Below are 21,990 nucleotides of genomic sequence, written 5' to 3' on the forward strand. Positions count from 1 at the left end.
CAAGTCACACAGGGGGTAGTTGCCATGGCGATCACCGATATCGATCGATACGCACACCTGTCCGAGGCAGACGTGGAGGCTCTCGGAAGGGAGTTCGACGCGATCCGCCGGGACATCGAAGAGTCCCGCGGAGAGTCCGATGCCCGGTACATCCGCAGAACGATTGCGTTTCAACGCGGCCTGGCGGCCGGCGGTCGTGCAGTGTTGTTCGCGAGCAACAAGAGGCCGGCATGGATCGCGGGTGCGGCGATGCTCGGCGTTGCAAAGATCATCGAGAACATGGAACTCGGGCATAACGTCATGCATGGGCAATGGGACTGGATGAATGATCCCGAAATCCATTCCTCGTCATGGGAATGGGACACCACGTGCCCGAGCATTCAGTGGAAGCACTCCCACAACTTCATCCATCACAAGTACACCAACATCGTCGGCCTCGACGATGACGTGGGCTACGGGGTCCTGCGAGTCACCCGGGACCAACGCTGGGAATGGTGGAATCTCGGCAACCCGGTCTACAACTTCCTTCTCGGCACCTTCTTCGAGTATGGAGTGGCCCTGCACCATGTCGAGGCCGAAAAGGTCCGCAAGGGTGAGAAAAGCATGCGTGACGTCGCCAAGGACCTCAAGATCATCGGCCGTAAGGTCGGCAAGCAGGCCGCCAAGGACTACGTGATCTTCCCGGCGCTGTCCGGCCCCAACTGGAAGCACACGCTGACGGCGAACGTCACCGCGAACTTCATCCGGAACTATTGGACGTACGCGGTCATCTTCTGCGGACACTTTCCCGACGGCGCCGAGAAGTTCACCAAGGCCGAGTACGAAAGCGAAGACCAGGCCCGCTGGTACCTGCGACAGATGTTGGGATCGGCCAACATTCGGGCCGGCCGGCTGATGCGGTTCATGACCGGCAACCTGAGTCATCAGATCGAACATCATCTGTTTCCGGACCTGCCGAGCAACCGCTACGAAGAAATCGGTGTCCGCGTCCGCGAACTATGCGACAAATACGATCTGCCGTACACCACGGGATCGCTGGCACATCAGTATTTGCAGACCTTCCGGACCATCGCAAAGTTGGCACTACCCAATGTGATGCTCTCGGCAACCGCCGACGATGCCCCCGAAACCGCTTCGGAGCTTCGTTTCAACGTCCGCGAGGGGATGCACACGAGTTTCGGGCCCGACCCGGAAACCGGACGCCGTCGAGGGCTGCGCACCGCCTTGCGTGAACTTCGCGATTCGAAAGTGAAGGTGGCCTGACATCGCCGGTCGCTTTGCTCAGACGCGAGACGGAGCCCGCCAGGTGGGGGAGTTCCTGGCCCGCACTGACAGCAACGCGACCGTGGTGCGGATCGGACGTGCTGTCCGGATGAGAACCCCGGGTGCCGGAGCCGATGTGAACGCGGACCGGTTGCGCAGCTCTGACCGAGTCGCCGGCCTGATCGCCCAGGCGAGGGGCGAAACACCCAGCGCTGTCCGTGAACTCGGTTTGGCTGCCGTCGAATCGTGGCAGGCACTGTTGTCTCGGCGCGGCAGCAGCTCCAAGCCCGCAAGCGGCCCGGTGACGATCTTGTTCACCGATCTGGTCGGATTTTCCACTTGGGCTCTCGGCGCGGGTGACGACGCCGTCCTGACACTGCTCGGTGAGGTCAATCGCGCCAGTGAGGAGATCATCACCCGGCGTGGTGGCACGGTGACCAAATACCTCGGCGATGGCCTGATGGCGGTGTTCCGCGACGGAACCGATGCCATCGAGGCCGCGCACGAAGCCGGACTCGCGGTCAGCGCCATCACGCTGGACGGCTATCGGCCCGCGCTCCGAGCGGGTCTACACACCGGCGAACCGCGTGCAGTCGGCGATGATTTCCTCGGTGTCGACGTCAACATCGCGGCCCGGGTGGCCGATGCCGCGTCAGCCGGTGAGGTCTTGGCGACCGAGGCGACATTGGCGGCCACGGACGACACCAAATACATCAAGCGGCGCAGACGCTTTCGCGCCAAGGGCACGCCCAAAGACCTCGTGGTATTTGCCGTACTGCCCCGCTACGACGAGGTTGCCGATGAAGGATGATCTGCCTTGGGAAGTGAAAGGTAGAGCGCCTTCAACTGCTCGGCCGCCACATCCAGTGACCTGACATCTCCCTGGCTACGACACTGCACGATCGAACCCTCGATCGCATTCACCACAAAGAGTCCGAAATCTCGGGCGGCCGTCTCGGAGACACCGTCGGCGACCGCCGCCTGCGCCACCAGATCTCGCCATCGGTCGAACGCGACGTTGGCGGTCGCTGCGACCACAGGTTCGTCCGGCGCGGACATGGCGGCGGCAACCACCGGACACCCCAGCGCGAACTCCGAGCGGACCAGTTCGCGCTTCCACCATTTGATCAAACCGTCGATGGCATCGATGGGGGTTCGGGTGGCTGTCAGATGGGCGATGAACGCCGTCATCTGGTCGCCGGCCGCGGCGGTGGCATTGGCGATGAGCTCGGATTTTCCATCAGGAAAGTGCTGGTAGATGGAGTTACGGGCAGAACCGCTGCGTTTGAGTAGGTCGGCGACACTCGTCGCGAAGACACCTCGGCGTCGAACGAGATCTATGGCCGTGTCGACCAAGCGCTCTCGCGGCCCGGCTGTGCCGTCGACTGGCTGCATCGGATAGCCGGTCATGGTTGCCTCGCTTCGTCTCCCCATCGCCAAATGGACCAGTCGGTCCATCGGCGATGCTACGCTTCGACTTCATGGACCGATCGGTCTACAACATACCAGGAGGGGTTGCCCGTGACCGCCCAAACCGCACCGTCAGACACCGCATCGTCCGGCTCTACATCGCCCGACACGGCAGCACCGCGCCTCGAGGAGATGAACGGCCTCGAGGTCCTTCGCTTCCTGACCTCACTCCCTGACCAGCCACCGAACATCTCGCAATTGGTGGGCATGGAGATCGACAGCCTGGAAGAAGGCGTCGTGCAGTTCAGTTTGCGGGCCCGGCCGGATATGACCAATCCGATCGGATCACTGCACGGTGGTATCTGTGCCACTCTCCTCGACTCCGTGATGGCCTGTGCCGTGCACACCACACTGGCGCCGGGTGTCGGCTACGGAACCCTGGAACTCAAGGTCAACTACATTCGTTCGGTTCCGACCGATGGACGCCGAATCATCGGTCACGGCAAGGTGATCCACACAGGGCGGCGTACGGCGACCGCAGAAGGACAGATCTACGACGAAGCAGGCAAGCTGATTGCCCATGGCACTACCACCTGCATCATCCACAGCTGATCGGGCAGTGTTGCCGCGCTGGTCCGGTCGCGCTACCTAGACTGCACAGGTGAGACGAAGCAGCAGATCTACCGTCGGGCAAGGACCAGGTGTGGTCGAGCCGACCTTCCGATATCTGACGTTGTCGGCAAATCACGGCAAACTGTGGTTCGCCGTTGCAGGCGTTCTCGCCTGCAGCGGAAAACGTTATCGGCGTGCGGGTTTACGCGGGATCGGTTCGCTGGCCGGAGCGAGTCTGCTGTCCAATGCGGTCCTCAAGCCAATGTTCAGTCGCGGCCGCCCACCAGTTGATCCGCTGCTCCCGCCTGCACTTCGCAAGATGCCATGGACCTCGTCGTTTCCGAGTGGACACAGCGCTTCCGCGGCGGCCTTTGCCGTTGGCGCAGCCCTGGAGCGCCCGAGGACCCTGATCGTCTTGGCGCCGCTGGCCACGGCGGTTGCCTACTCGCGGGTCTATCTCGGTGTCCACTACCGCAGCGATGTCCTTGCGGGCGCAGCGGTCGGGGCCGGAGTGGCGCTGGCCGGACACCACCTGTGGCCCGCTGCACCGGCGGGCCCGGCCCGGACTGCTCCGGGTGTGGCGCCGGCGCTGCCCGACGGAGACGGTCTTACTGTTGTGATCAACTCCAAAGCCGGCAGTTCCGAAGGCGCGAAGGAACGCATCCTCGGAGTTCTCCCAGCGGCTCATATCGTTCAGTGGGATCCCGACAACCCACTGTCCGAACAGGTCCCGTCCGATGCCCGGGCATTGGCCGTTGCCGGGGGCGATGGCACCGTTGCCACGGTTGCCCAGCTGGCCATCGACCGCGATCTTCCTTTGGCTGTCTTCCCGGCCGGGACACTCAACCACTTCGCTCGCGCACTGGGCCTGGAAACCTACGCCGATACCGCTGCGGCCGTTGCCGCCGGATCGGTCGGGACAGTCGACATCGGACGGGTCAACGGGACGCTCTTCCTCAATACCGCCGGTTTGGGCGGCTACCCCGGCATGGTTCGACTCAGAGAACGCTTGGAGCACAAGATCGGCAAATGGCCGGCCGCGGCCTACTCGCTGTATCGGGCACTGAAGGGCACAAAGCCGATCCGGCTCGACATCAACGGCGAAGAACATCCGGTCTGGGCCGTCTTTGTCGGCAACGGCGTCTACTGGCCACGTGGCCTGAACCCGGGGACCCGTTCCGATCTCGCCGACGGGGTTCTGGACCTGCAGTATCTCCGTGCCGACAAGCGCTTCGGCCGGACAATCGCCGTGATCGCATCCCTCTTCGGCACCGTCGAGCGGAGCCGGGTACTTCGTTCGGTGCAGTCGGATCGAATCGACGTCCGTTCCCGGTCAGGCCCCATCCTCGTCGCACACGACGGTGAGGTCGAGGATCCCGTGGACCACATCGTGTTGAATGTCGAACCTCGCGCCCTCACGGTTTATCGCTGACACCCCGGCGGGCCACATCTGAGTGGCGGGGCGGTGCGGTGTTGGTTTGCGGTGTGTCCACCGCGGGTACGTCGAACGCATGGATGATCAGCCCCCAACAGACTTCGTTCGATCCGAGGGGGCTGACGTTGGCATCACCCTGTCGATCAATGGCTCCGAAGTACCCATCAATTGCGACCCACGGACCACGTTGCTCGACGCCCTGCGGGATCGTGCCGGAGCACCCGGCACCAAAAAGGGTTGCGATCGCGGGCAGTGCGGCGCGTGTACCGTCTTGCTCGACGATCGGCGGGTGGTCAGTTGCCTGGTGTTCGCCGTCGCTGCGCAGGGCCACCGGATCACCACGATCGAGGGCATTTCGGAAACGTCTACCGGCGGGGAACTGCAGCGGGCATTCGTTGATTGCGACGCCCTCCAGTGCGGCTACTGTACGCCGGGTCAGATCTGCTCGGCTGTGGGAATGTTGGACGAGGTCAAGAACGGCTGGCCGAGTGCGGCCACCGGAGATCTCACCGCGAAGGATCTCGAGCTACAGGACGACGAGATCCGAGAACGGTTGAGCGGCAATATCTGTCGCTGTGGCGCCTATGTAAATATTCTGGCTGCTGTCCGCAGGGTCGCCGGCGAGGTTCATGAGCCCAGGACGGTCTTGTGAAGACTTTCGAGTACGTGATGGCCACAAGCGTGGATTCGGCTGTAAAACAACTCGGCGCCGATCCTGATGCGCAATTGATCGCCGGTGGTACCAATCTCGTCGATCTGATGAAGCTGGACGTGAGCTCACCCGCGACGCTCATCGACGTGACAGCGCTACCTCTCGACACCGTCGAACTCGACGATCGGGGACATCTACATATCGGCGCCACCGCGCGGAACAGCGAGCTGGCCGCGAATCCACTTGTCCGCGAGCGCTATCCGGTACTGTCCAGAGCTCTCCTCGACGGCGCTTCGGGACAGCTCCGAAATATGGCCACCACCGCCGGAAACCTCTTTCAGCGCACACGATGTACCTACTTCATGGATACGGACAAAGCGTGCAACAAGCGCGAACCCGGATCAGGGTGTTCCGCCCTTGCGGGGATCAACCGCGAGATGGCCATACTCGGCGCCTCGCCGGATTGCGTGGCAACTCATCCTTCCGACATGGCGGTCGCGATGGCGGTACTCGACCCTCAACTCGATGTGATCGGTCCGGCAGGTCGGCGGGAGATCGCCTTCGACGACTTCTATCGGTTACCCGGTGAACATCCTGAAATGGACAACACTCTGGGACGCGATGACCTGGTGCTGTCGGTGCGGTTGCCGCCGTTGCCGGCGGCGCGCAACTCGACGTACCGGAAGGTTCGGGACCGTGCTTCCTTTGCCTTCGCGCTTGTCTCCGTGGCCGCCGTCCTCGAGGTGGCGGACGGCCATGTCGTGTCGGCACGTATCGCCTTCGGAGGCGTCGCCCACAAGCCGTGGCGTGCCCGGATTGCCGAGCACGCCCTGATCGGCAGGCCTGCAGTCCGCTCTGAATACGTCACCGCGATGGGGATCGAGCTTGCGGCAGCAGAACCATTGGCAGACAACGCGTTCAAGGTTCCGATGCTCACGTCGCTGGCGGCACAAGTACTTGTCGACCTGACACCTACCGAGGAAGTATCGCAATGACGGCACTGGGAGTCGGACACGATCGGGTTGACGGTTCCGACAAGGTGCGCGGTATCGCTCAGTACACCGCTGACCGTCCGGGCCCGGACGGCATCACAGTCGCACACTGTGCTCACGTCGGCGCGCAGATCAGGGTCGGACGGGTGCTCTCGGTCGACGTCGACACGGCGCTGCGACACCCAGGAGTCATCGGAGTGTTGTGGCACCAGAACGCACCGCGGCTGCACAGCATCGACGACGCTGAACTGCACGTCCTGCAGTCCGCGGACGTCCACTATCGCGGCCAGATCGTTGCCGCGGTGATCGCTACATCGGCCGAGTCCGCGAAAGCTGCTGCCGACGCGCTCGTTATCGACTACAAGGAGGCCGCCGAGTTCGACAACATCCTGCGCGCCGACCACCCGGATCTCTATGAGCCGGACGAGGTCAACGGCGGCTTTCCCGCCGGTTCGGTTCGCGGAGAACCGGACTCCGAGCTCGCCACCGCGGATCATGTTGTCGACCACTGGTATTCGACACCGGCGATGCACAATAACCCGATGGAGCCCCATGCCAGCATCGCTCGATGGCAACAGATGGGCGACAAGGCAACGCTGACGATCTGGGATTCAACCCAGGCACCTTCAGGTGTTGCAAAGGATCTGGCAACACTCTTCGGAACCGAACCCGACAACGTTCGGGTGATTGCGGAACACATCGGCGGCGGCTTCGGAGGTAAGGGGAGCACCAGGCCCAATGCGGTCCTGGCCGCAATGGCCGCGTTGCACGTGCAGCAAACCGTGCGGGTTGTGCTGCCCCGGTCGGCCACATTCCGATTTGTCGGATACCGGACACCGACATTTTCCCGGGTGGCGTTGGCCGCTGATACCGATGGTCGCCTCACAGCGGTCTGTCATGACACCGTTCAGCAAACATCCAGGATCATGGAGTTCGTCGAACAGACCGCCGAAGGAACCAGACACATCTATAGGTCTGACCACGGCCGGACCAGCCACCGGGTGGCAGCGCTGGATGTGTCCACCCCCCGATGGATGCGGGCACCGGGGGAGTGCCCCGGGGTCCACGCACTGGAGTGCGCCATGGACGAGCTGGCCTACGAACTCGGCATCGACCCGATCGAGTTGAGAATCAAGAACGAGCCGGAAGTGGACCCGGCAACCGGGGTGCCGTTCAGCTCACGCAATGTCGTACGCGCACTGAGGGTCGGTGCAGAGCAGTTCGGGTGGGCCGATCGAAACCGTCTGCCTGCCGCAACCCTGATGGGCCGAAAGCTCATCGGCACCGGAGTCGCGCTCGCCTCCTATCCCGCGCTCACCTCGCCCAGTAGTGCTCGCGCATTCGCGCGACCGGACGGCTCTTTCGACGTTTCTGTGGCCGCGTCGGATATCGGCACCGGCGCCCGTACCGTGCTCACGCAGATTGCGGCCGACGCGCTTGAAGTGCCCTTTGACGGAGTTCGTCTCCACCTCGGCGACAGTGCACTTCCAACCGCACCGGGCGCAGGGGGTTCATCTGGAACATCGTCGTGGGGTTCTGCCGTCCACAAGGCCTGCCGCGAGCTGCGATATCGCATTCACCAGGTCGGCGTACCGCAGGAGTCGCTGGAGGTGGTCGCCGACACCAGCGACGACGTCCAAGCTCGTCAGACAATGCCGCGGGAGGCATTCGGTGCTCACTTCGCTCGTGTCTCGGTGGACGTCGACACCGGCGAGGTGGCTGTGGAGAAGATGCTCGGGGTGTTCGCGGTCGGGCGGGTTCTGAACCCACAACTGGCCCGCTCCCAGCTGCTCGGAGGTATGACCTTCGGTCTGGGCATGGCCTTGATGGAAGAGGGCATACCCGACACCGTGTACGGCGGGTTCGGCAACGAGAACATGGCCGACTATCACGTGCCTTCGCACGCCGATGTCCGCGACATCGAGGCGGTGTGGATCGACGAGGAGGACGACGATCTCAATCCGATGGGCAGCAAGGGGATCGGCGAGATCGGAAACGTCGGTTCATCAGCTGCGATCGTCAACGCTGTCTTCCATGCGACGGGTGTTCGCATCAGAGATCTCCCGGTGCGGGCCGATAAACTGCAATTGCTCATCGACCCGTCACTGCGTGGGTGACGACAGGTCAGTTCACACCTTGACCCGGCACTAGATCACCTTCGGTCCCGGCATCGGGGTCGCCGGGTCGGGTCCGGGCGGGCTGGGGACCGGATCGGGTGTGGGTACCGGCGGCTCCGGATCGGGCATCGGCGGCATCGGAGGCTCGGTGCCGGGACCGGGCTTGGGCGGTTCAGGGGCTGGTATCGGTTGTCCCACAGTCGAACTCCTATGCATCAGCGGCACTTGTGTGCCTTCCGGTTTCGACCGGAGCGCAGGGACGAGATTCTGCATCTCATGCGCTCCACCTCCATCAGTACCACTTACCCGCACACCCGACGACGAGGCCGTCCCGACGAGTGTCAGGCGGATTCAGAGACAGGTCCGGATCCGAGTGAAGGCCTCGTCGAGAATTTCGGCACTCGTGCCGAAGTTCAATCGGACATGCTGTTGCCCAGGACTTCCGAAACTCAGCCCGGGTTCCACCGCGACCTTGCCCCGCTCGAGAAGGTGCGCCTGCGGGTCGTCGAGACCGAGTCCCGAGCAGTCGAGCCAGGCCAGGTAGGTGGCCTCCGGGAGAAACCAGTTGATCCCGGGCGTACCGCGGACGAAACGATCTATCTGTTCGCGACGACGATCGAGGGTTGCGATCAGTTGATCGAGCCAATGCGCCCCGTTCTGGTACGCGGCGACCGACGCGATCACTCCGAGGTGCCCGATCCGCCATCGCGTGTCTGCGGGAAACCGCTGCACCAGATCTGCCATGGGCGCACTGGCCGTCACCACGGTGGCGCACTTGAGACCGGCCAGGTTCCAGGCCTTGCTTGCCGAGACCACACTCAGTGCGACCTCCGCCGCACCCGGAATCGTCAGAATGGGCGTGAACTCGCGCCCGGGCAGGATCAGCGGCGCGTGGATCTCGTCACTGACCAGGGTGACGCCGTATCTCTTGGCCAGCTGGACAAGAGTCGCAAGCTCTTCGGGGTCGTGGACCCGGCCCACCGGATTGTGCGGATTACACAGCACGTAGGCCGCCGGTCGGTCGGCGAACGCCCGTTCGAGAGCCGGCAGATCCAATCGCCAGCCGTGATCGGTGCGGGCCAACGGCACTTCCCTGAGTCGTCCGTCGATCTCATCGACCCAGTGGTAGAACGGCGGATACACGGGCGGGCTGATGACGACCGTCCCACCACCCGAGGACAGCACCCGCAGAACCTCGACCACACCGACTCCGACATCGAGTACCGGCGTGACCTGAGCGGGGTCGATGTCCCAGTGCCATCGCGCCGCCGCGAAGTCCGATAGTGATTCACCCAGCTCGGGAACCGGTGAGGCGTACCCGGTGTCGGAACGATCGATCGCTTCCCGCAGAACGTCCGCGATCGGATCGGCCAGCGCAAAGTCCATCTCGGCGATCGGGAGTGGCACCACGTCGTCGGGATAGAACGACCACTTGGTGCTGCGCCGCATCCTCAGTACCGACAGCGGATCAACCAAGAGGTCCGGCACCCGCTCGGACTCGACATGTTCGCTCATCCCTCTGGTGTACCGCATCGCCCCTCCGGTCCACCGCACCGACGGGCGCGTCATCACCGGCCCCGTCCGGGGTTGACCGTCTCGTCCGGTAGACAAGACACATGGACGTTCTCAGTGGCCGAATCATCTTGCGCCCGGCCGACCCCGACACGACATTGGCGTTTTATCGAGATCAGCTGGGACTTGCGATCTCTCGGGAGTACCCGGGCGGCACAGTGTTCTTTGCGGGCGGCACCCTGATCGAGGTCGCCGCGCATCTTTCGGAAGGCGCAACGCCCAGCACGACCGTGCTGTGGCTACAGGTGCGCGATCTGTCCGCCACCCAGGCCGAGTTGGCCGGGCGCGGCGTTCAGATCGTGCGCGAGGCCAGGACCGAACCCTGGGGCCTGATCGAGATGCACATCGCGGACCCCGACGGCACAACGATCATCGTGGTGCAGGTACCGGCAGACCACCCCTTGCGTAAGGATCTGCGAACACCGGACCAACCGCAGGTTGCTTGATGAGCGCGACCTGGCAGAACCTGGCAGCATCAAGATCGTGGGCTACGTCGAGCAGCTGAGAGATCTGGCCGAACGCTGCGGCGTCGCCACATTCTATGAGGGTTGGGACAAAACCCGCCGCAACGTCTCCACCGAGACCTTGCAACACATACTCGAAGCGCTCGGCGTCCCGGCGGGGTCGGTGGACGAGATCGATCAGGCACTGACCGATCTCGAGCTCGGTCCGTGGCGACGCACACTGCCTCCGGTGATGGTGGTGACCGCAGATTCCGACGCCACCATCGGGGTCCATGTGCCGCACGGTGACGCTGTGCGGGTCTGGATACAGACCGAGGACGGAGCCCGGATCGATGTCCGGCAACTCAACATCTGGGTCGACCCCAGGGAAATCGACGGGCAGCTCGTCGGTCAGGCCACCTTCGCCATCCCATCGAAGTTACCGACCGGTTGGCACACGCTGCATGCTGCTATCGGCGTCGAACATGACCCGGACGAGCTTCCGGCCGCGCAGTGCACGCTCGTGGTCACACCGCAACGTCTGACGACCGCCGACAGGCTTTCACATGACCGACGGTGGGGTCTTGCGGCGCAACTGTATTCGGTGCGATCCCGTCGATCGTGGGGTATCGGTGATCTGTCCGATCTCGCCGACATCGCGCATATCGCCGGATCGGTCCACGGCGCCGACTACGTCCTGATCAATCCATTGCACGCCGCCGAGCCGAAGCCGCCGATGGAAAGGTCTCCGTACCTTCCGACCACCAGGCGCTTTGTCAATCCCATCTACATTCGCGTAGAAGACATTCCGGAAGCCTCGCAGTTGTCAGATGAGGCACATCACGAGATGCGGACCTATGCCGCAAAACTCGCGAAGCTCAATACAGATCCCCACCGGATCCGACGAAATTCCATCTACCGGGCCAAACTGCAGATCCTCGAATCCGTCTTCAAAGTGCCGCTCAGTCCACGTCGCCGTGGGCAACTCGAGAAGTATCTCGCCGAGGAAGGCCAGGGCCTGCTCGAGTTCGCGACGTGGTGTGCGCTGATCGAGAAATACGGCGCAGCCAGCCCGAAATGGCGTAAATCGCTGCGCGACCCCGAGGGTGTGGCGCATCTTCGGCTCAAGTTCGCCGATCGAATTGCGTTCTACAGCTGGCTGCAATGGATCTGTGACGAGCAATTGGCCACTGCACAACAGGTTGCGCTCGATGCCGGTATGGAGATCGGCATCATCCACGATCTCGCGGTTGGCGTGCAGCAGGGCGGTGCGGACGCGTGGACCCTGGGCGACGCGCTGGCCACCGGTGTATCGGTGGGCGCACCACCGGATGCCTTCAATCAGCAAGGGCAACTATGGAATCAGCCACCCTGGCATCCTTGGCGTCTGGCCGAACAAGGTTACCTTCCGTATCGGGACATGCTCCGGACCGTGCTGCGTCGCGCCGGAGGTTTACGGATCGATCACATCCTCGGGCTGTTTCGGCTCTGGTGGATCCCGGCAGGTGCATCACCGGCCTCAGGCACCTATGTGCGTTTCGATCATGAGGCGCTGATCGGGATATTGGTACTCGAAGCGCAGCGCGCGGGTGCGGTGGTCATCGGTGAAGACCTCGGGGTGTTCGAGCCGTTTGTGCAGGACTACCTCAGCGCACGTGGCATTTTGGGGACATCGATCCTGTGGTTCGAACACGGCGACCATGCGCCGATCCCGCCAGAGTCATACCGCCGGTTGTGTCTGACCTCGGTCAACACCCACGACCTACCGCCGACGGCGGGATACCTGGCGGGCGAGCACATTCGTCTGCGCGCTGAACTCGGACTCCTCGAACAGGACGAGGCGACCGAACGTGCGATTGATGCCCGCGATCGGGACGCCATCATCGAGATGGCACGCGCCAGGGGACTGATCACCGACGACGCCGATACAGAGGCCGTGGTGGACGGACTGCATGCGTTGATCGCGCGCAGTCCGTCCATACTCCTCGGCGTGGCACTCGTCGACGCGGTGGGTGAACGCCGGATCCAGAACCAGCCGGGTACTGACGAAAGCCAATATTCCAACTGGTCGATCCCGCTGGCCGATGGTGACGGGAACCCGGTCCTGGTCGAGGATCTGGCCGACAACAAGCGCCTTGTCCGGTTGGTGCGTGCGCTCGGCCGATAGCCCGCCGGCGGCTCTACGCGGTGGCCGCGGGGGGAGCGGCGGCATTCTTGAGGGCCCATTCGAGCGCATAGTCGGCAACCGATTCCCATCCGGGCTCGGCACACGTCCAATGTGACCGACCCTCGAACTCGTAAAAGTCTGTCAGTGCCGACGACTTGTGATAGTGCTTCGCGTTGGATTTGTTCACCGATGCGGGCATGATGTGGTCGGCTCCGCCTGCGATGAACAGCAGCGGCGCGCGGTTGTCGTTGCTGTAGTCGACCCACGTTTCCTGGTGTCCGGGTTTGAAGTTGGCGATCAGACCGTATGCCCATACCCAATTACCCGGTGCGGCAATGTGATAGCGGTCGTACACCTTCGCAGACTCCTCGGCCGACAGTGTGTTGGTGAAAGCGTAGTGAAACTCTTTCGGGGTGAAGCCGGCCGCCTTGTGTCGGTTCGCCGGGTTCTTGAGGATAGGAAACAGAGACTTGATCTGGGATGGCGGGTTGACCCGGACACCTTCGGTGGGTGCGGAATCCACCACCACCGCTGCGGATCCCAGACCGCGGGCCACCAGTAGCTGGGTGAGCGTTCCGCCAAACGAATGACCGATGAGTATCGGCGGTGTGGAAACCGACTCGATCACCGCCGCGAGGTGATCCACTGTTTCGGGAACGGTGAGGTTGGCGATGACGTCGGGGTTTTCCCGTAGCGCCTCGACCTCGATCTCGAAACCCGGGTATGCCGGTGTCAACACCTTGTAGCCCAGGGCCTCGTAGTGCGTCACCCATCCTTCCCAACTGCGTGGGGTCATCCAGAGGCCGTGAATCAACACGATCGTGTCCGGGGTTGCTGCAGAACTGGTCATGGAGTGGGTCCTTTCTCGAAACAGCCGCCGCACGTGGCGTCGAGTCGGCCGATGTGCCCGATCTGTCAGAAAGGTACTGGTCGGTCGCGGATGTCAACCGGCCGAACCGTGCACAGTTCTGTTCTGAGAGCGCATGATTCATCGTTCGGCAACAAAAATACCGTTGGGCGTCAGAGCCACTTCTGTCGCCGGAAGACCACGTACAAGGCCACCGACGCCGCCACCATCAACACCACGGCCATGGGATAGCCGCCGGCCCAGGCCAGCTCGGGCATCGCTTCGAAGTTCATGCCGTAGATCCCGGCGATGAGGGTTGGCGCAAACAGGATCGCACCCCATGACGAGATGCGCTTGACCTGCTCGTTCTGCTCGATGCTGACCTGCGTCATCGCGCGAATCTCTTCGTTCTGCTGTTGTGTCACGAGGCTGGCGTGGACCGACAGTGCGTTCTGCAGGGTGGTGCGGAAGGCATCGGCACGGTCAGTGATGCGCAGGGTGTGGTCCAGAACATCACGAAGTCTGCGACGCAGTTCAATATCGACGTCGGAATCCTCAGAGCCTTCGCGGAGCGCTTCGATCATGGTCACCAGCGGAACGGTCGCCCGCTGGAACTCCATCACCTCCCGGGACAGGTCATAGATCCGGCGGGCGACCTCCGGTTGGCCGGTGAACAGTTGGTCTTCGATCTCGTCGATGTCGGCCTGTAAACCGGCTATAACCGGCTGGTATTCATCGACAACCTGATCGATGATCGCGTAAAGGACAGCTTCGGTGCCCAGGCACAACAGCTCCGGCGTCGATTCCAGTCGCATCCGCACCCTGGCGAGATCCGGGGACTCCGCATGGCGGACAGTGATCACGAAGTCCGGGCCGATGAAGACGTGGACCTCACCGAACTCGACTCTCTTCGCGCGACCGACGTAGCGCGCCGGCCGAAGCACCACGAACAGCTGCTCTCCGTAGCCTTCGAGTTTTGGTCGTTGGTGCGCGGCGATCGCATCGTCGACGGCCAGGTGATGCAGATCGAATTCTTTTGCCACCGAGTCTATTTCGTTGCGGTCCGGTCGATACAAGCCGATCCAGGACATACCGTGACGTTCCCGCATCACGTCATAGGTGATATCGAGGCTCTCGGGGTTTGCAGTTCTTTTGCCGTCGACGTAGACGGCGTTGTCGATGATCGCCACACCCAAACTCATTTCGTCCGACTGCCGGGATCACCGAGCAGTCACTTCACCAGGGTCCCTTGCAACAAGCCGATCTCGTCATATATGCGCTGCCAGACAAGTTCATGCTCAACGGGATCGATGATTCCGCCCTTCAGCGTGCGATCCGCGACGATCATGGTTTCCGCCATACGAACCAATCTGTCGCGCCGATCGAGAACTGTCTGATCTGTGCACCCTGACATCGTCAACACAGCAACAGTCTTGACCTGATGACGCAGCGACCCCACACATTGCCTGCACGCGAGCCCGATCAGTACCGCAACCACACTGGACACGACCAGCGCCATCACAGCCGAAACCCCGCACGACTGCAAGACGACGGTTCCCAGCAACCACGCGGTGACGCTCCACATCGACCATCCCCGCCAGACCCGGATACGCGTGCGATCAGCAGATGATGCGCCTGGGGGATACATGGTGATTCGAACCCGCCACATCCCGTAGCGCAGGTAACTGTGCTCGCACGACCCCCACAGTTGCGAACCCTCCCACAACCGGGACCACCAGTCGGGACCGGAACTCTGCGCCCGCCCCAGAACGTCCAGCGGCGATGGATGGCCGACGGCGGAGCGGTCGCGCCCGTCTGTTCCCCGTAAATCTTCACTCATAACCACATCTGTACTCCTGCTCCCGGCAGCTGAGCTGCGATCCTGACGTACTTTTGACGCTCAACAAATCGATCTTGACGGAATTCGCACACAGTCACCTGTTCGTGCCCTTCTGCGGCGAGTTCGGTTATGGCCAAGCAGATTCGACCGATTGACGGACCGCCAAGAGCACGATCTCGATTCGTTCAGTCCGCACGTGAGCCACTCCTCCAATCATTGATCATTTCGGCAGCACTGCTTGGTTTGATGGTGGCGGGCAGCAGTATTGAGGCAATGGAGGGAGCCGGCAGATCATTGAGCGCATGGTCGTACCAAATACCTTTGGACAGGGAACTGACCCATTGATGGAATGGGCGATCAGTACTGACGGTGTCGTGCTTAAGGCTGGCGATGAGGACACGTTCCACACCGAACTCAAGAGTCCATTGCATGACAGTGTTGACCACCGCGCGTTCGATCGACCCCGATCCGCGGCGCGGCCAGTCGATGCCGAAGACAACTCTCGACGCTGCGACGAGATCCACATCGACAACAACGACACCGGGTATGCCGTGGTCTGGGCGCCCGGCGGTGTGTTTCGAGCAGGCCGGGGTGAAGCGCTGCGAAGCATGCTTGAGGCTGTCGTCACGACCGAAATATGCGATCGGCCCGGAACCCATCGCGCTGACGGCGCTGCGGTCGGAATTGATGATCACCGCAGTGCGGCTATTTCGATGAGAGCCAGGGGTGCTGAATCAACCATGGCGGCGAACCTGACAAGAATTGGTCATGTTCAACGATTACGCCGCAGCATCGGAGCCGTCACGGGGCATCACCGAAATTTGACGCTATTTAAACGAACGCACTCAGGGAATCTACGCGTCCTCGCCTGGCGCACTCTCGATTTCGATCCCCGAGCACTCGACTGTTTGAATCGCGCCTTTAGGTCAATGCTGACGGTTACGCTCTGTCCATGCATTGCGTGGTCATTGGTGGGGGATTGGCCGGATTGGCATCGGCGGTATGGCTTTCGGAGGCGGGCCATCGGGTCACACTGCTGGAACGGCGGGGGTCGCTCGGTGGTCGGACGATCGCCATGCCCTTGGATGTCGTCGACGATGTCCCCGACAACGGGCAGCATGTCTTCGCAAGCGGGTATGTCCATCTCATGCGATACCTCGACAGCGTCGGCACGCGCGAGAACGTCTGCTTCCCCGGGCATATGACCGTCCGGATGCCCGGCGGTGGAACCCGGCGTTCGGCATTCGGAGGTATCGCCGGATTGCGGATCGCGATCGGCGACCTTCCGGGAGTCACCGGTTTGGACCGGCTGCGAACTGCACGCGCGCAGGTCACCCTGATCCGCCAGGCGCTACGCCAACCCACGTGGCTCGATGCCATCACCGCCGACGAGTGGTTCCGGCGGATGGGTATGCCCCAGTCGGCACGTGACGCCCTGTGGGACGGGATCGTGATCGGGCTGACCGGAGACAAACCCGCCATCTCCTCGGCGAAGGTACCGGCCGATCTGCTGGTCACCGGGATCCGGCAGGCCCGCCAGACCAAGACACCCATCTCGATCGGGTACCCGACTGTCGACCTCGACACCCTGTTCATCGATGGCGCTCACAAGGTCTTCGCCAACAACGGTGTCGAGGTGCGGAACCGGGCGATCGTCGCGTCGGTTGATGTGGTCGACGACAGGGTTACCGGCGTCATCCTCAACGACGGCGAGCGGATCACCGCGGACGCCGTCATCTGCGCAGTTCCGGTGTGGAATGTGAAGGGCCTACTCGATCAAGTACCGGGTCACGAGCAGATCTACGCGGCGATCGAACACTTGACACCGGTGCCGATCGTGAGCGTCAACCTGTACCTCGATCGTCCGATCGGGATGACCGACTGGGGCGAGATCCTGTACGGCGGAGAGGGAGTTCTCGAGCAGGTCTGGGATCGCCAGCAGATGCACGCTCGCGACCCGGCACGCAACCATCTATATTCGACGACGGTCTCGGCGGCATACGACCTCACCCAGAAGTCCAATGCCGAGATCACCGCCATCCAGATGGAGATGTTGCGTCGGTACTACCCCGACGCCGCCGATGCGGAAGTGATCCACAGCCATGTGGTGCGCATGCCGAAATCCACGTTCGCGCAGCGCCCCGGTACCTCCGGCATCCGACCCGACCAGCGGACCACGGTTCGTGGTCTGGCACTGGCAGGGGACTGGACCCGTACCGACTGGACGACCACCATGGAAGGCGCCTGTCAGAGTGCGGCGCGCGCGGTCGAGGTCATCTTGGAATACGCGAACGGGCCGGCCTGATCGATCTCATCGCGGCCTCGTCCGACGGGGCGATTCACCCGCAACTGCAAAGGAGTTCGGCAGATGGAGTCTTTTGTCCAGTTCCGCAAGGGAACAACCCCCGATCACGTCCACCGGGACCTCGACGGTCTCAAAGACGACGAACTCGGGCGATACGGCTTCGTAGGCAGGCAGGCTCAACTCTATCGCCGCAATGACCCCACTCGATATCGGGCGACGGGAACCATCGCACCAACAGATCTCATGGTGGACGATCTCGAACCCACCGACCTCGTCGACGCCGAAGGTGCACCGCTGCTTCTGTTCTCCAATCCGGATGTCCGCTTTCTGTTGAGTCGGCGCAGCGCCACCATGCCCTTCTTCACACGCAACGTGGGCGGCGACGAGTTGATGTTCGTGCATCGCGGTAGCGGCGTCTTCCAGACCGAGTTCGGCCGGATTCCCTATGAACCGGGTGACTGGGTGCTGCTGCCCAAGGCAGTGACCTACCGGCAAGTCCCGGAGCCCGGCGAACACGCGATACTCATCGTGGAATCGGTGGAGGAGTTCCGGGTTCCTGCCCCCGGCGTCCTCGGGCGGCACCATCCGTTCGATCCGACGATGGCCTTTGTGCCCGACCCCGAGGTCTTGACCGATGGTGGACCCACCTGGCGTATCCGCCTGGTGCGGCAAGACGCCACCGGCGAGCTCGAGTACGACCACAACCCGTGCGACGTCGAAGGCTGGAAGGGCGACTACTTTCCCTTCAAGTTCAACATTCGCGACTACAATCCGATCATGTCGGAGGGCGTGCATCTGCCTGCCACCGCCCAGATATTCCTGCAGTCGGAAGGCGTTGCGGTCCTCAACTTCCTGCCGCGTCCTGCCGAGTCACGCCCCGGAACCGAACGACTTCCGTGGTATCACCGCAACGCCGACTACGACGAGGTGGCACTCTTCCACAGCGGCGATCTGTTCGGGATTCCCATGCCTCCCGGGCTCATTTCGCATGCGCCCCAAGGTATCCACCACGGACCACCCGAGGCGGCCCGGGCGCGGGCACGCCGAAAGTCTGACGAGTACGACCGGGTCAACTGGTCTGTCATGTCCATTGACGTACATCGTCCGCTCACCGTCAACGCCGACATCAGGCGAATCAGCAAGGAACACCCATGAGCACATACAGCCGCACCCCGTTCCTGGTCGTCTTTCCCGAAACCTCTCTCGCGCGGGACATCTACGGGGGCACCGGCGAGAACGTCGCACTGGAAGGGCATCTGCTCCGCGACGACTCCGATGCCGACACCGTCCTGGTTTTCATGCACCCGATCGGCGGCGGGGCCTACCTGCCCATGATCAATGCTCTCGCCCGTGCGGGTCACCATGTGATCTATTGCAACAGCCGGTACCGCGGCAACGATACGGCCTTGTTGATGGAGAAAGTCACCGAAGACCTGGCCGCATGTGTGCGGCACGCCAAAGACGTTCTCGGCTATCGGAATATCGTGCTCGCCGGGTGGAGTGGCGGCGGATCGCTGTCGACCTTCTATCAGGCCCAGGCCGAACATCCCACCGTGACGGCATCACCGTCGGGCGACGGACCGGACCTCACGACGCTGACCATGCCGCCGGCAGATGGCCTGATGTTGCTTGCCGCCCACGTTTCCCGCCACCAGACCCTCACCGAGTGGATCGACGCGTCCATCCTGGACGAGCATGATCCGTCGGCCCGAGATCCCGAACTCGACCTGTACAACCCATCGAATCCGAATCAGCCGCCATACAGTCCAGAATTCTTGGCCCGCTATCGCGCGGCACAGGAGGCCCGGAATCGCCGAATCACCCAGTGGGTCAAAGCGAAACTGACGCAATTGCGAGAGGCCGGCCGCGAGGTAGACGAGTTTTCATTTGTAGTCCACGGCACGATGGCCGACCCGCGCTGGCTTGATCCGACTGTCGACCCGAATGATCGCGATCCAGGGGTCTGCTACCTCGGTGACCCGGAGGTCGTGAACATGAGTCCTGTTGGCCTGGCGCGATTCTGCACATTGCGGAGCTGGCTGTCGCAGTGGAGCCTGGATGACGCCAACGCCGATGCGGTGGCCTGCGCGCCGTCGGTGACAGTGCCGGTCCTGGTCATCGGGAACACCGCCGACGATGCCTGCACCCCCAGCCACACGCGGCGCATCCACGATGCGTTTGTGAACACCGACGCCGAAATCTATGAAGTCCGGGGCGCGACGCACTACTACTCGGGCCCGAATATGAAGGCCCACCTGGCAGACGCCGTCGGACGGATCACGACGTGGCTGAGCGAGCACGGATGGGCAGACCACCTCGCAGAATCACCTACCGTTGCAACACAATCCGGACACGCCCGGTGAGGCCGGGCCTGGGCGCAGTCCGGGCAATCAGTCGATGCGCAGGGGATAGGTCGCGCGCCGGGCAGCGTGAACAGGGCAGTAGTGCATGGGGTTGTCGCGTTCTGCACCTGACGGCAGGTTGCGTTCCGGTGTCTCCACCAGAGGTGCGTCTTTCGCCACCCGACCATTGACTCGGTCCCACGCATCGCGTGGGCGCGGATGGCGCCGTATCCGCTGGGGAAGCAGTCGGTGCATCACCAGATTCACGCCCTTGCCGAAGAGCGTGAACAACTTCTCATCCCGGACAGACCACTCCAGTCCCAACATCTCGCGGATCGGCGCGTCATAGAAACCGGTGGTCATCCACATGAAGAACCGCTGATTGCCCGGCGCGATGAAACGCTCCCAGAAGGCGGTCGGAATGAACCGGAGAAATGGGGGAGGCGGCAACTGGCCGATGTCGAGCACCGTGCGAACCGCAGGATGATCGCGGAGTTCGTTGCGGCACATGTGGTCCCAGTACTCGAGAAAGTCCTCGTAGGTATCGGGAACCGGGCGCATCGAGACGCCGTACATGGCGTACCAGGCCTTGGACTCCTCAAAGAGTTGCCGCTTCTGGTCTTCCGTCAGCCACGGTCCGAAGCGCTCGCACAAACGGATGTTGCCGTACCAGAAGGTGGCGTGCGCCCAATAGAAGACATCGGGATCGAGGGCGTGATAGCGGCCGCCATCATCCATGTGGCCCTTGATGTCTCGGTGATAGTCGCGGACCTCGCGGCCGGTCTGCGTGCCGCCGTCGAACACCACTCCGCTGATCGGATAGAGCGATCGCATCAACCGCTGCCAGCGTTCGCCGAAGAAGTCGGAGTGTTCCCAGACCGCAGCGCCCAACTTGGGATGCATGTTCTGCATCGAACCGGCCCACAGCCCGGTGAACATACCCGTCCAGGTACCCCAGATCTGCCAGGTCAACGAGTCCGGGCCGAGAGGCGCGTAGTCGCCGACTCGCGCAACCGTCGCGTCGGCGCTGGTTGCCTCATCCCCAGCCCCGTCCGCAGGAACGGTCGGCAATTCAGTCATGAGACGAAAGTGTAGAAGTGTCTCATTGGCGTGTCAAGGATCGCTGCCCGCCGCCGGTGATCTCAATGGCCGGCAGGTGCGACGACGGATCAGCGTTGTCTGGACAATGGCTGGTTGCGGCGGCGCCACCCGGAAGGTGTGACACCGTACGTCGCCCTGAACGATTGGGTGAAGTGGGTCGGGTGGGTGAATCCGTGTTTCCGCGCGATTGCAGCGATGGTCAGGTGCTGGTGAGTGAGCAGTGACGACCGGGCTTGTGCGAGGCGCTGCGAGGCGATGTAACCGGCCAGGGTGCCGTGCTCCTCCGGCCAATTCTTGTAAAGCTGGCGCACGGAGATGTTGTGAGCGGCGGCAATGGTGTCGGCGCTGAGATCCGGGTGACCGAGATGGCTTTCGATATGGCGTTCGATTCTGTTGATCAGGTCGTCGGCAGCGCTGACGGATCGGGCAGTGTCTGCCGCGCTGATCAGCAGTGATCGAACGACGCCGACCGTGGGCATGTTCAACGCCACAAGCATGTGCGGATTGTCGTCCGCGAGACTTCCGAGTTGTAGTAGATGGTCCAGCGCAAGGGGGTACAGGGGGAGGCCGCGGTGGAGGTTGTCGAGACCGCGGCGCACGGTTTCGATGGAGAGTGTCAACCGGGCGTGGGTGATGTGGACCGCGATCGCGGACCCATGCCCGTGGCCTCGGAAGTCGAAGGTGCTCGACTGATCGAATGCCACAAGTGTCGGACGCCCGCACTGCTCTCCGGTGCGCATTCCCTCTCTGACCAAAGTCCAGTTACCCGGGTCCAGCACGGCAACGGTGAGTACGCGCGTATCCGGATCACTGCGTTTGCTGCGTGGGCAGGACACCGCCAACCCGTGATAGCGGAGGTTCATGAGCCAGACCCCGTCGCCCATGACCCAAC

General features: G+C 62.7%; 21 protein-coding genes. 12 read left to right on the top strand and 9 right to left on the bottom strand.

Annotated features, from left to right (window positions below):
• Nucleotides 1–24: 24 nt before the first annotated feature.
• Both AC1TQG_RS19475 and AC1TQG_RS19480 read left to right on the top strand, forming a co-directional pair.
• Nucleotides 25–1,263, top strand: coding sequence for a fatty acid desaturase family protein (locus AC1TQG_RS19475; RefSeq protein ID WP_482139477.1), 1,239 nt, complete (start codon nt 25–27; stop codon nt 1,261–1,263).
• Between the two features lie 43 nt (nt 1,264–1,306).
• Nucleotides 1,307–2,074 (top strand): adenylate/guanylate cyclase domain-containing protein, encoded by a 768-nt coding sequence (locus AC1TQG_RS19480; RefSeq protein WP_482139478.1) that lies wholly within the window; start codon nt 1,307–1,309, stop codon nt 2,072–2,074.
• On the opposite strand, the gene AC1TQG_RS19485 is transcribed toward AC1TQG_RS19480, so the two are convergent.
• Nucleotides 2,047–2,673 carry a TetR/AcrR family transcriptional regulator gene (locus AC1TQG_RS19485; RefSeq protein WP_482139479.1) on the bottom strand — a complete coding sequence of 209 codons (627 nt, stop codon included), beginning with the start codon at nt 2,671–2,673 and terminating at the stop codon, nt 2,047–2,049. The two genes, AC1TQG_RS19480 and AC1TQG_RS19485, sit on opposite strands and share 28 nt — an antisense overlap.
• Before the next feature lie 192 nt (nt 2,674–2,865).
• Between AC1TQG_RS19485 and AC1TQG_RS19490 the strand changes: the two genes are divergently transcribed.
• From AC1TQG_RS19490 to AC1TQG_RS19510, 5 genes are all read left to right on the top strand, one after another.
• Nucleotides 2,866–3,285 (top strand): PaaI family thioesterase, encoded by a 420-nt coding sequence (locus AC1TQG_RS19490; protein ID WP_482139927.1) that lies wholly within the window; start codon nt 2,866–2,868, stop codon nt 3,283–3,285.
• Nucleotides 3,286–3,376: 91 nt separating this feature from the next.
• The gene (locus AC1TQG_RS19495; protein WP_482139480.1) at nt 3,377–4,717 is read left to right on the top strand and encodes a phosphatase PAP2 family protein; all 1,341 of its coding nucleotides are present in this window, start codon (nt 3,377–3,379) and stop codon (nt 4,715–4,717) included.
• Between the two features lie 79 nt (nt 4,718–4,796).
• Nucleotides 4,797–5,372, top strand: coding sequence for a (2Fe-2S)-binding protein (locus AC1TQG_RS19500; RefSeq protein ID WP_482139481.1), 576 nt, complete (start codon nt 4,797–4,799; stop codon nt 5,370–5,372).
• Nucleotides 5,369–6,367, top strand: coding sequence for an FAD binding domain-containing protein (locus AC1TQG_RS19505; RefSeq protein WP_482139482.1), 999 nt, complete (start codon nt 5,369–5,371; stop codon nt 6,365–6,367). Before AC1TQG_RS19500 ends, AC1TQG_RS19505 begins: the two co-directional genes overlap by 4 nt.
• The gene (locus AC1TQG_RS19510; protein WP_482139483.1) at nt 6,364–8,481 is read left to right on the top strand and encodes a xanthine dehydrogenase family protein molybdopterin-binding subunit; all 2,118 of its coding nucleotides are present in this window, start codon (nt 6,364–6,366) and stop codon (nt 8,479–8,481) included. Before AC1TQG_RS19505 ends, AC1TQG_RS19510 begins: the two co-directional genes overlap by 4 nt.
• Before the next feature lie 30 nt (nt 8,482–8,511).
• On the opposite strand, the gene AC1TQG_RS19515 is transcribed toward AC1TQG_RS19510, so the two are convergent.
• Both AC1TQG_RS19515 and AC1TQG_RS19520 read right to left on the bottom strand, forming a co-directional pair.
• A complete protein-coding gene (locus AC1TQG_RS19515) occupies nt 8,512–8,679 on the bottom strand; it encodes a hypothetical protein (RefSeq protein ID WP_482139484.1) in 168 nt (55 codons plus the stop codon).
• Between the two features lie 153 nt (nt 8,680–8,832).
• Entirely contained in the window at nt 8,833–9,996 is a 1,164-nt protein-coding gene (locus AC1TQG_RS19520; protein ID WP_482139485.1) for a MalY/PatB family protein, read from the bottom strand.
• 101 nt (nt 9,997–10,097) lie between these two features.
• Here AC1TQG_RS19520 and AC1TQG_RS19525 point away from each other — a divergent pair, with 101 nt between their 5' ends.
• Together AC1TQG_RS19525 and malQ are read left to right on the top strand one after the other, a co-directional pair.
• Entirely contained in the window at nt 10,098–10,499 is a 402-nt protein-coding gene (locus tag AC1TQG_RS19525) for a VOC family protein (protein WP_482139486.1), read from the top strand.
• A gap of 37 nt (nt 10,500–10,536) precedes the next feature.
• The gene (gene malQ, locus AC1TQG_RS19530) at nt 10,537–12,663 is read left to right on the top strand and encodes a 4-alpha-glucanotransferase (protein WP_482139929.1); all 2,127 of its coding nucleotides are present in this window, start codon (nt 10,537–10,539) and stop codon (nt 12,661–12,663) included.
• Nucleotides 12,664–12,676: 13 nt separating this feature from the next.
• Here the strand turns inward: malQ and AC1TQG_RS19535 are convergent, their stop codons facing one another.
• The 4 genes from AC1TQG_RS19535 to AC1TQG_RS19550 form a co-directional block, all read right to left on the bottom strand.
• Nucleotides 12,677–13,513, bottom strand: coding sequence for an alpha/beta hydrolase (locus AC1TQG_RS19535; protein ID WP_482139487.1), 837 nt, complete (start codon nt 13,511–13,513; stop codon nt 12,677–12,679).
• A gap of 170 nt (nt 13,514–13,683) precedes the next feature.
• Nucleotides 13,684–14,712 carry a magnesium and cobalt transport protein CorA gene (locus AC1TQG_RS19540; protein WP_482139488.1) on the bottom strand — a complete coding sequence of 343 codons (1,029 nt, stop codon included), beginning with the start codon at nt 14,710–14,712 and terminating at the stop codon, nt 13,684–13,686.
• A 29-nt stretch (nt 14,713–14,741) separates the two neighbouring features.
• Nucleotides 14,742–15,350, bottom strand: coding sequence for a DUF6611 family protein (locus tag AC1TQG_RS19545; RefSeq protein ID WP_482139489.1), 609 nt, complete (start codon nt 15,348–15,350; stop codon nt 14,742–14,744).
• Between the two features lie 185 nt (nt 15,351–15,535).
• On the bottom strand, nt 15,536–16,045 hold the full coding sequence (locus AC1TQG_RS19550; RefSeq protein ID WP_482139490.1) for a hypothetical protein: 510 nt from the start codon (nt 16,043–16,045) through the stop codon (nt 15,536–15,538).
• Between the two features lie 257 nt (nt 16,046–16,302).
• On the opposite strand from AC1TQG_RS19550, the gene AC1TQG_RS19555 reads away from it, so the two are divergent.
• From AC1TQG_RS19555 to AC1TQG_RS19565, 3 genes are all read left to right on the top strand, one after another.
• A complete protein-coding gene (locus tag AC1TQG_RS19555; RefSeq protein WP_482139491.1) occupies nt 16,303–17,655 on the top strand; it encodes a hydroxysqualene dehydroxylase in 1,353 nt (450 codons plus the stop codon).
• 63 nt (nt 17,656–17,718) lie between these two features.
• Complete coding sequence (locus AC1TQG_RS19560; protein ID WP_482139492.1) at nt 17,719–18,810, top strand: homogentisate 1,2-dioxygenase; 1,092 nt, start codon at nt 17,719–17,721, stop codon at nt 18,808–18,810.
• The gene (locus AC1TQG_RS19565) at nt 18,807–20,018 is read left to right on the top strand and encodes an alpha/beta hydrolase (protein WP_482139493.1); all 1,212 of its coding nucleotides are present in this window, start codon (nt 18,807–18,809) and stop codon (nt 20,016–20,018) included. Before AC1TQG_RS19560 ends, AC1TQG_RS19565 begins: the two co-directional genes overlap by 4 nt.
• Before the next feature lie 27 nt (nt 20,019–20,045).
• Here AC1TQG_RS19565 and AC1TQG_RS19570 read toward each other — a convergent pair whose 3' ends face one another.
• The gene (locus AC1TQG_RS19570; RefSeq protein ID WP_482139494.1) at nt 20,046–21,077 is read right to left on the bottom strand and encodes an oxygenase MpaB family protein; all 1,032 of its coding nucleotides are present in this window, start codon (nt 21,075–21,077) and stop codon (nt 20,046–20,048) included.
• Between the two features lie 89 nt (nt 21,078–21,166).
• Entirely contained in the window at nt 21,167–21,982 is an 816-nt protein-coding gene (locus tag AC1TQG_RS19575; RefSeq protein WP_482139495.1) for a helix-turn-helix domain-containing protein, read from the bottom strand.
• Nucleotides 21,983–21,990: the final 8 nt, after the last annotated feature.

This window comes from Williamsia sp. Y844 (assembly GCF_056786475.1).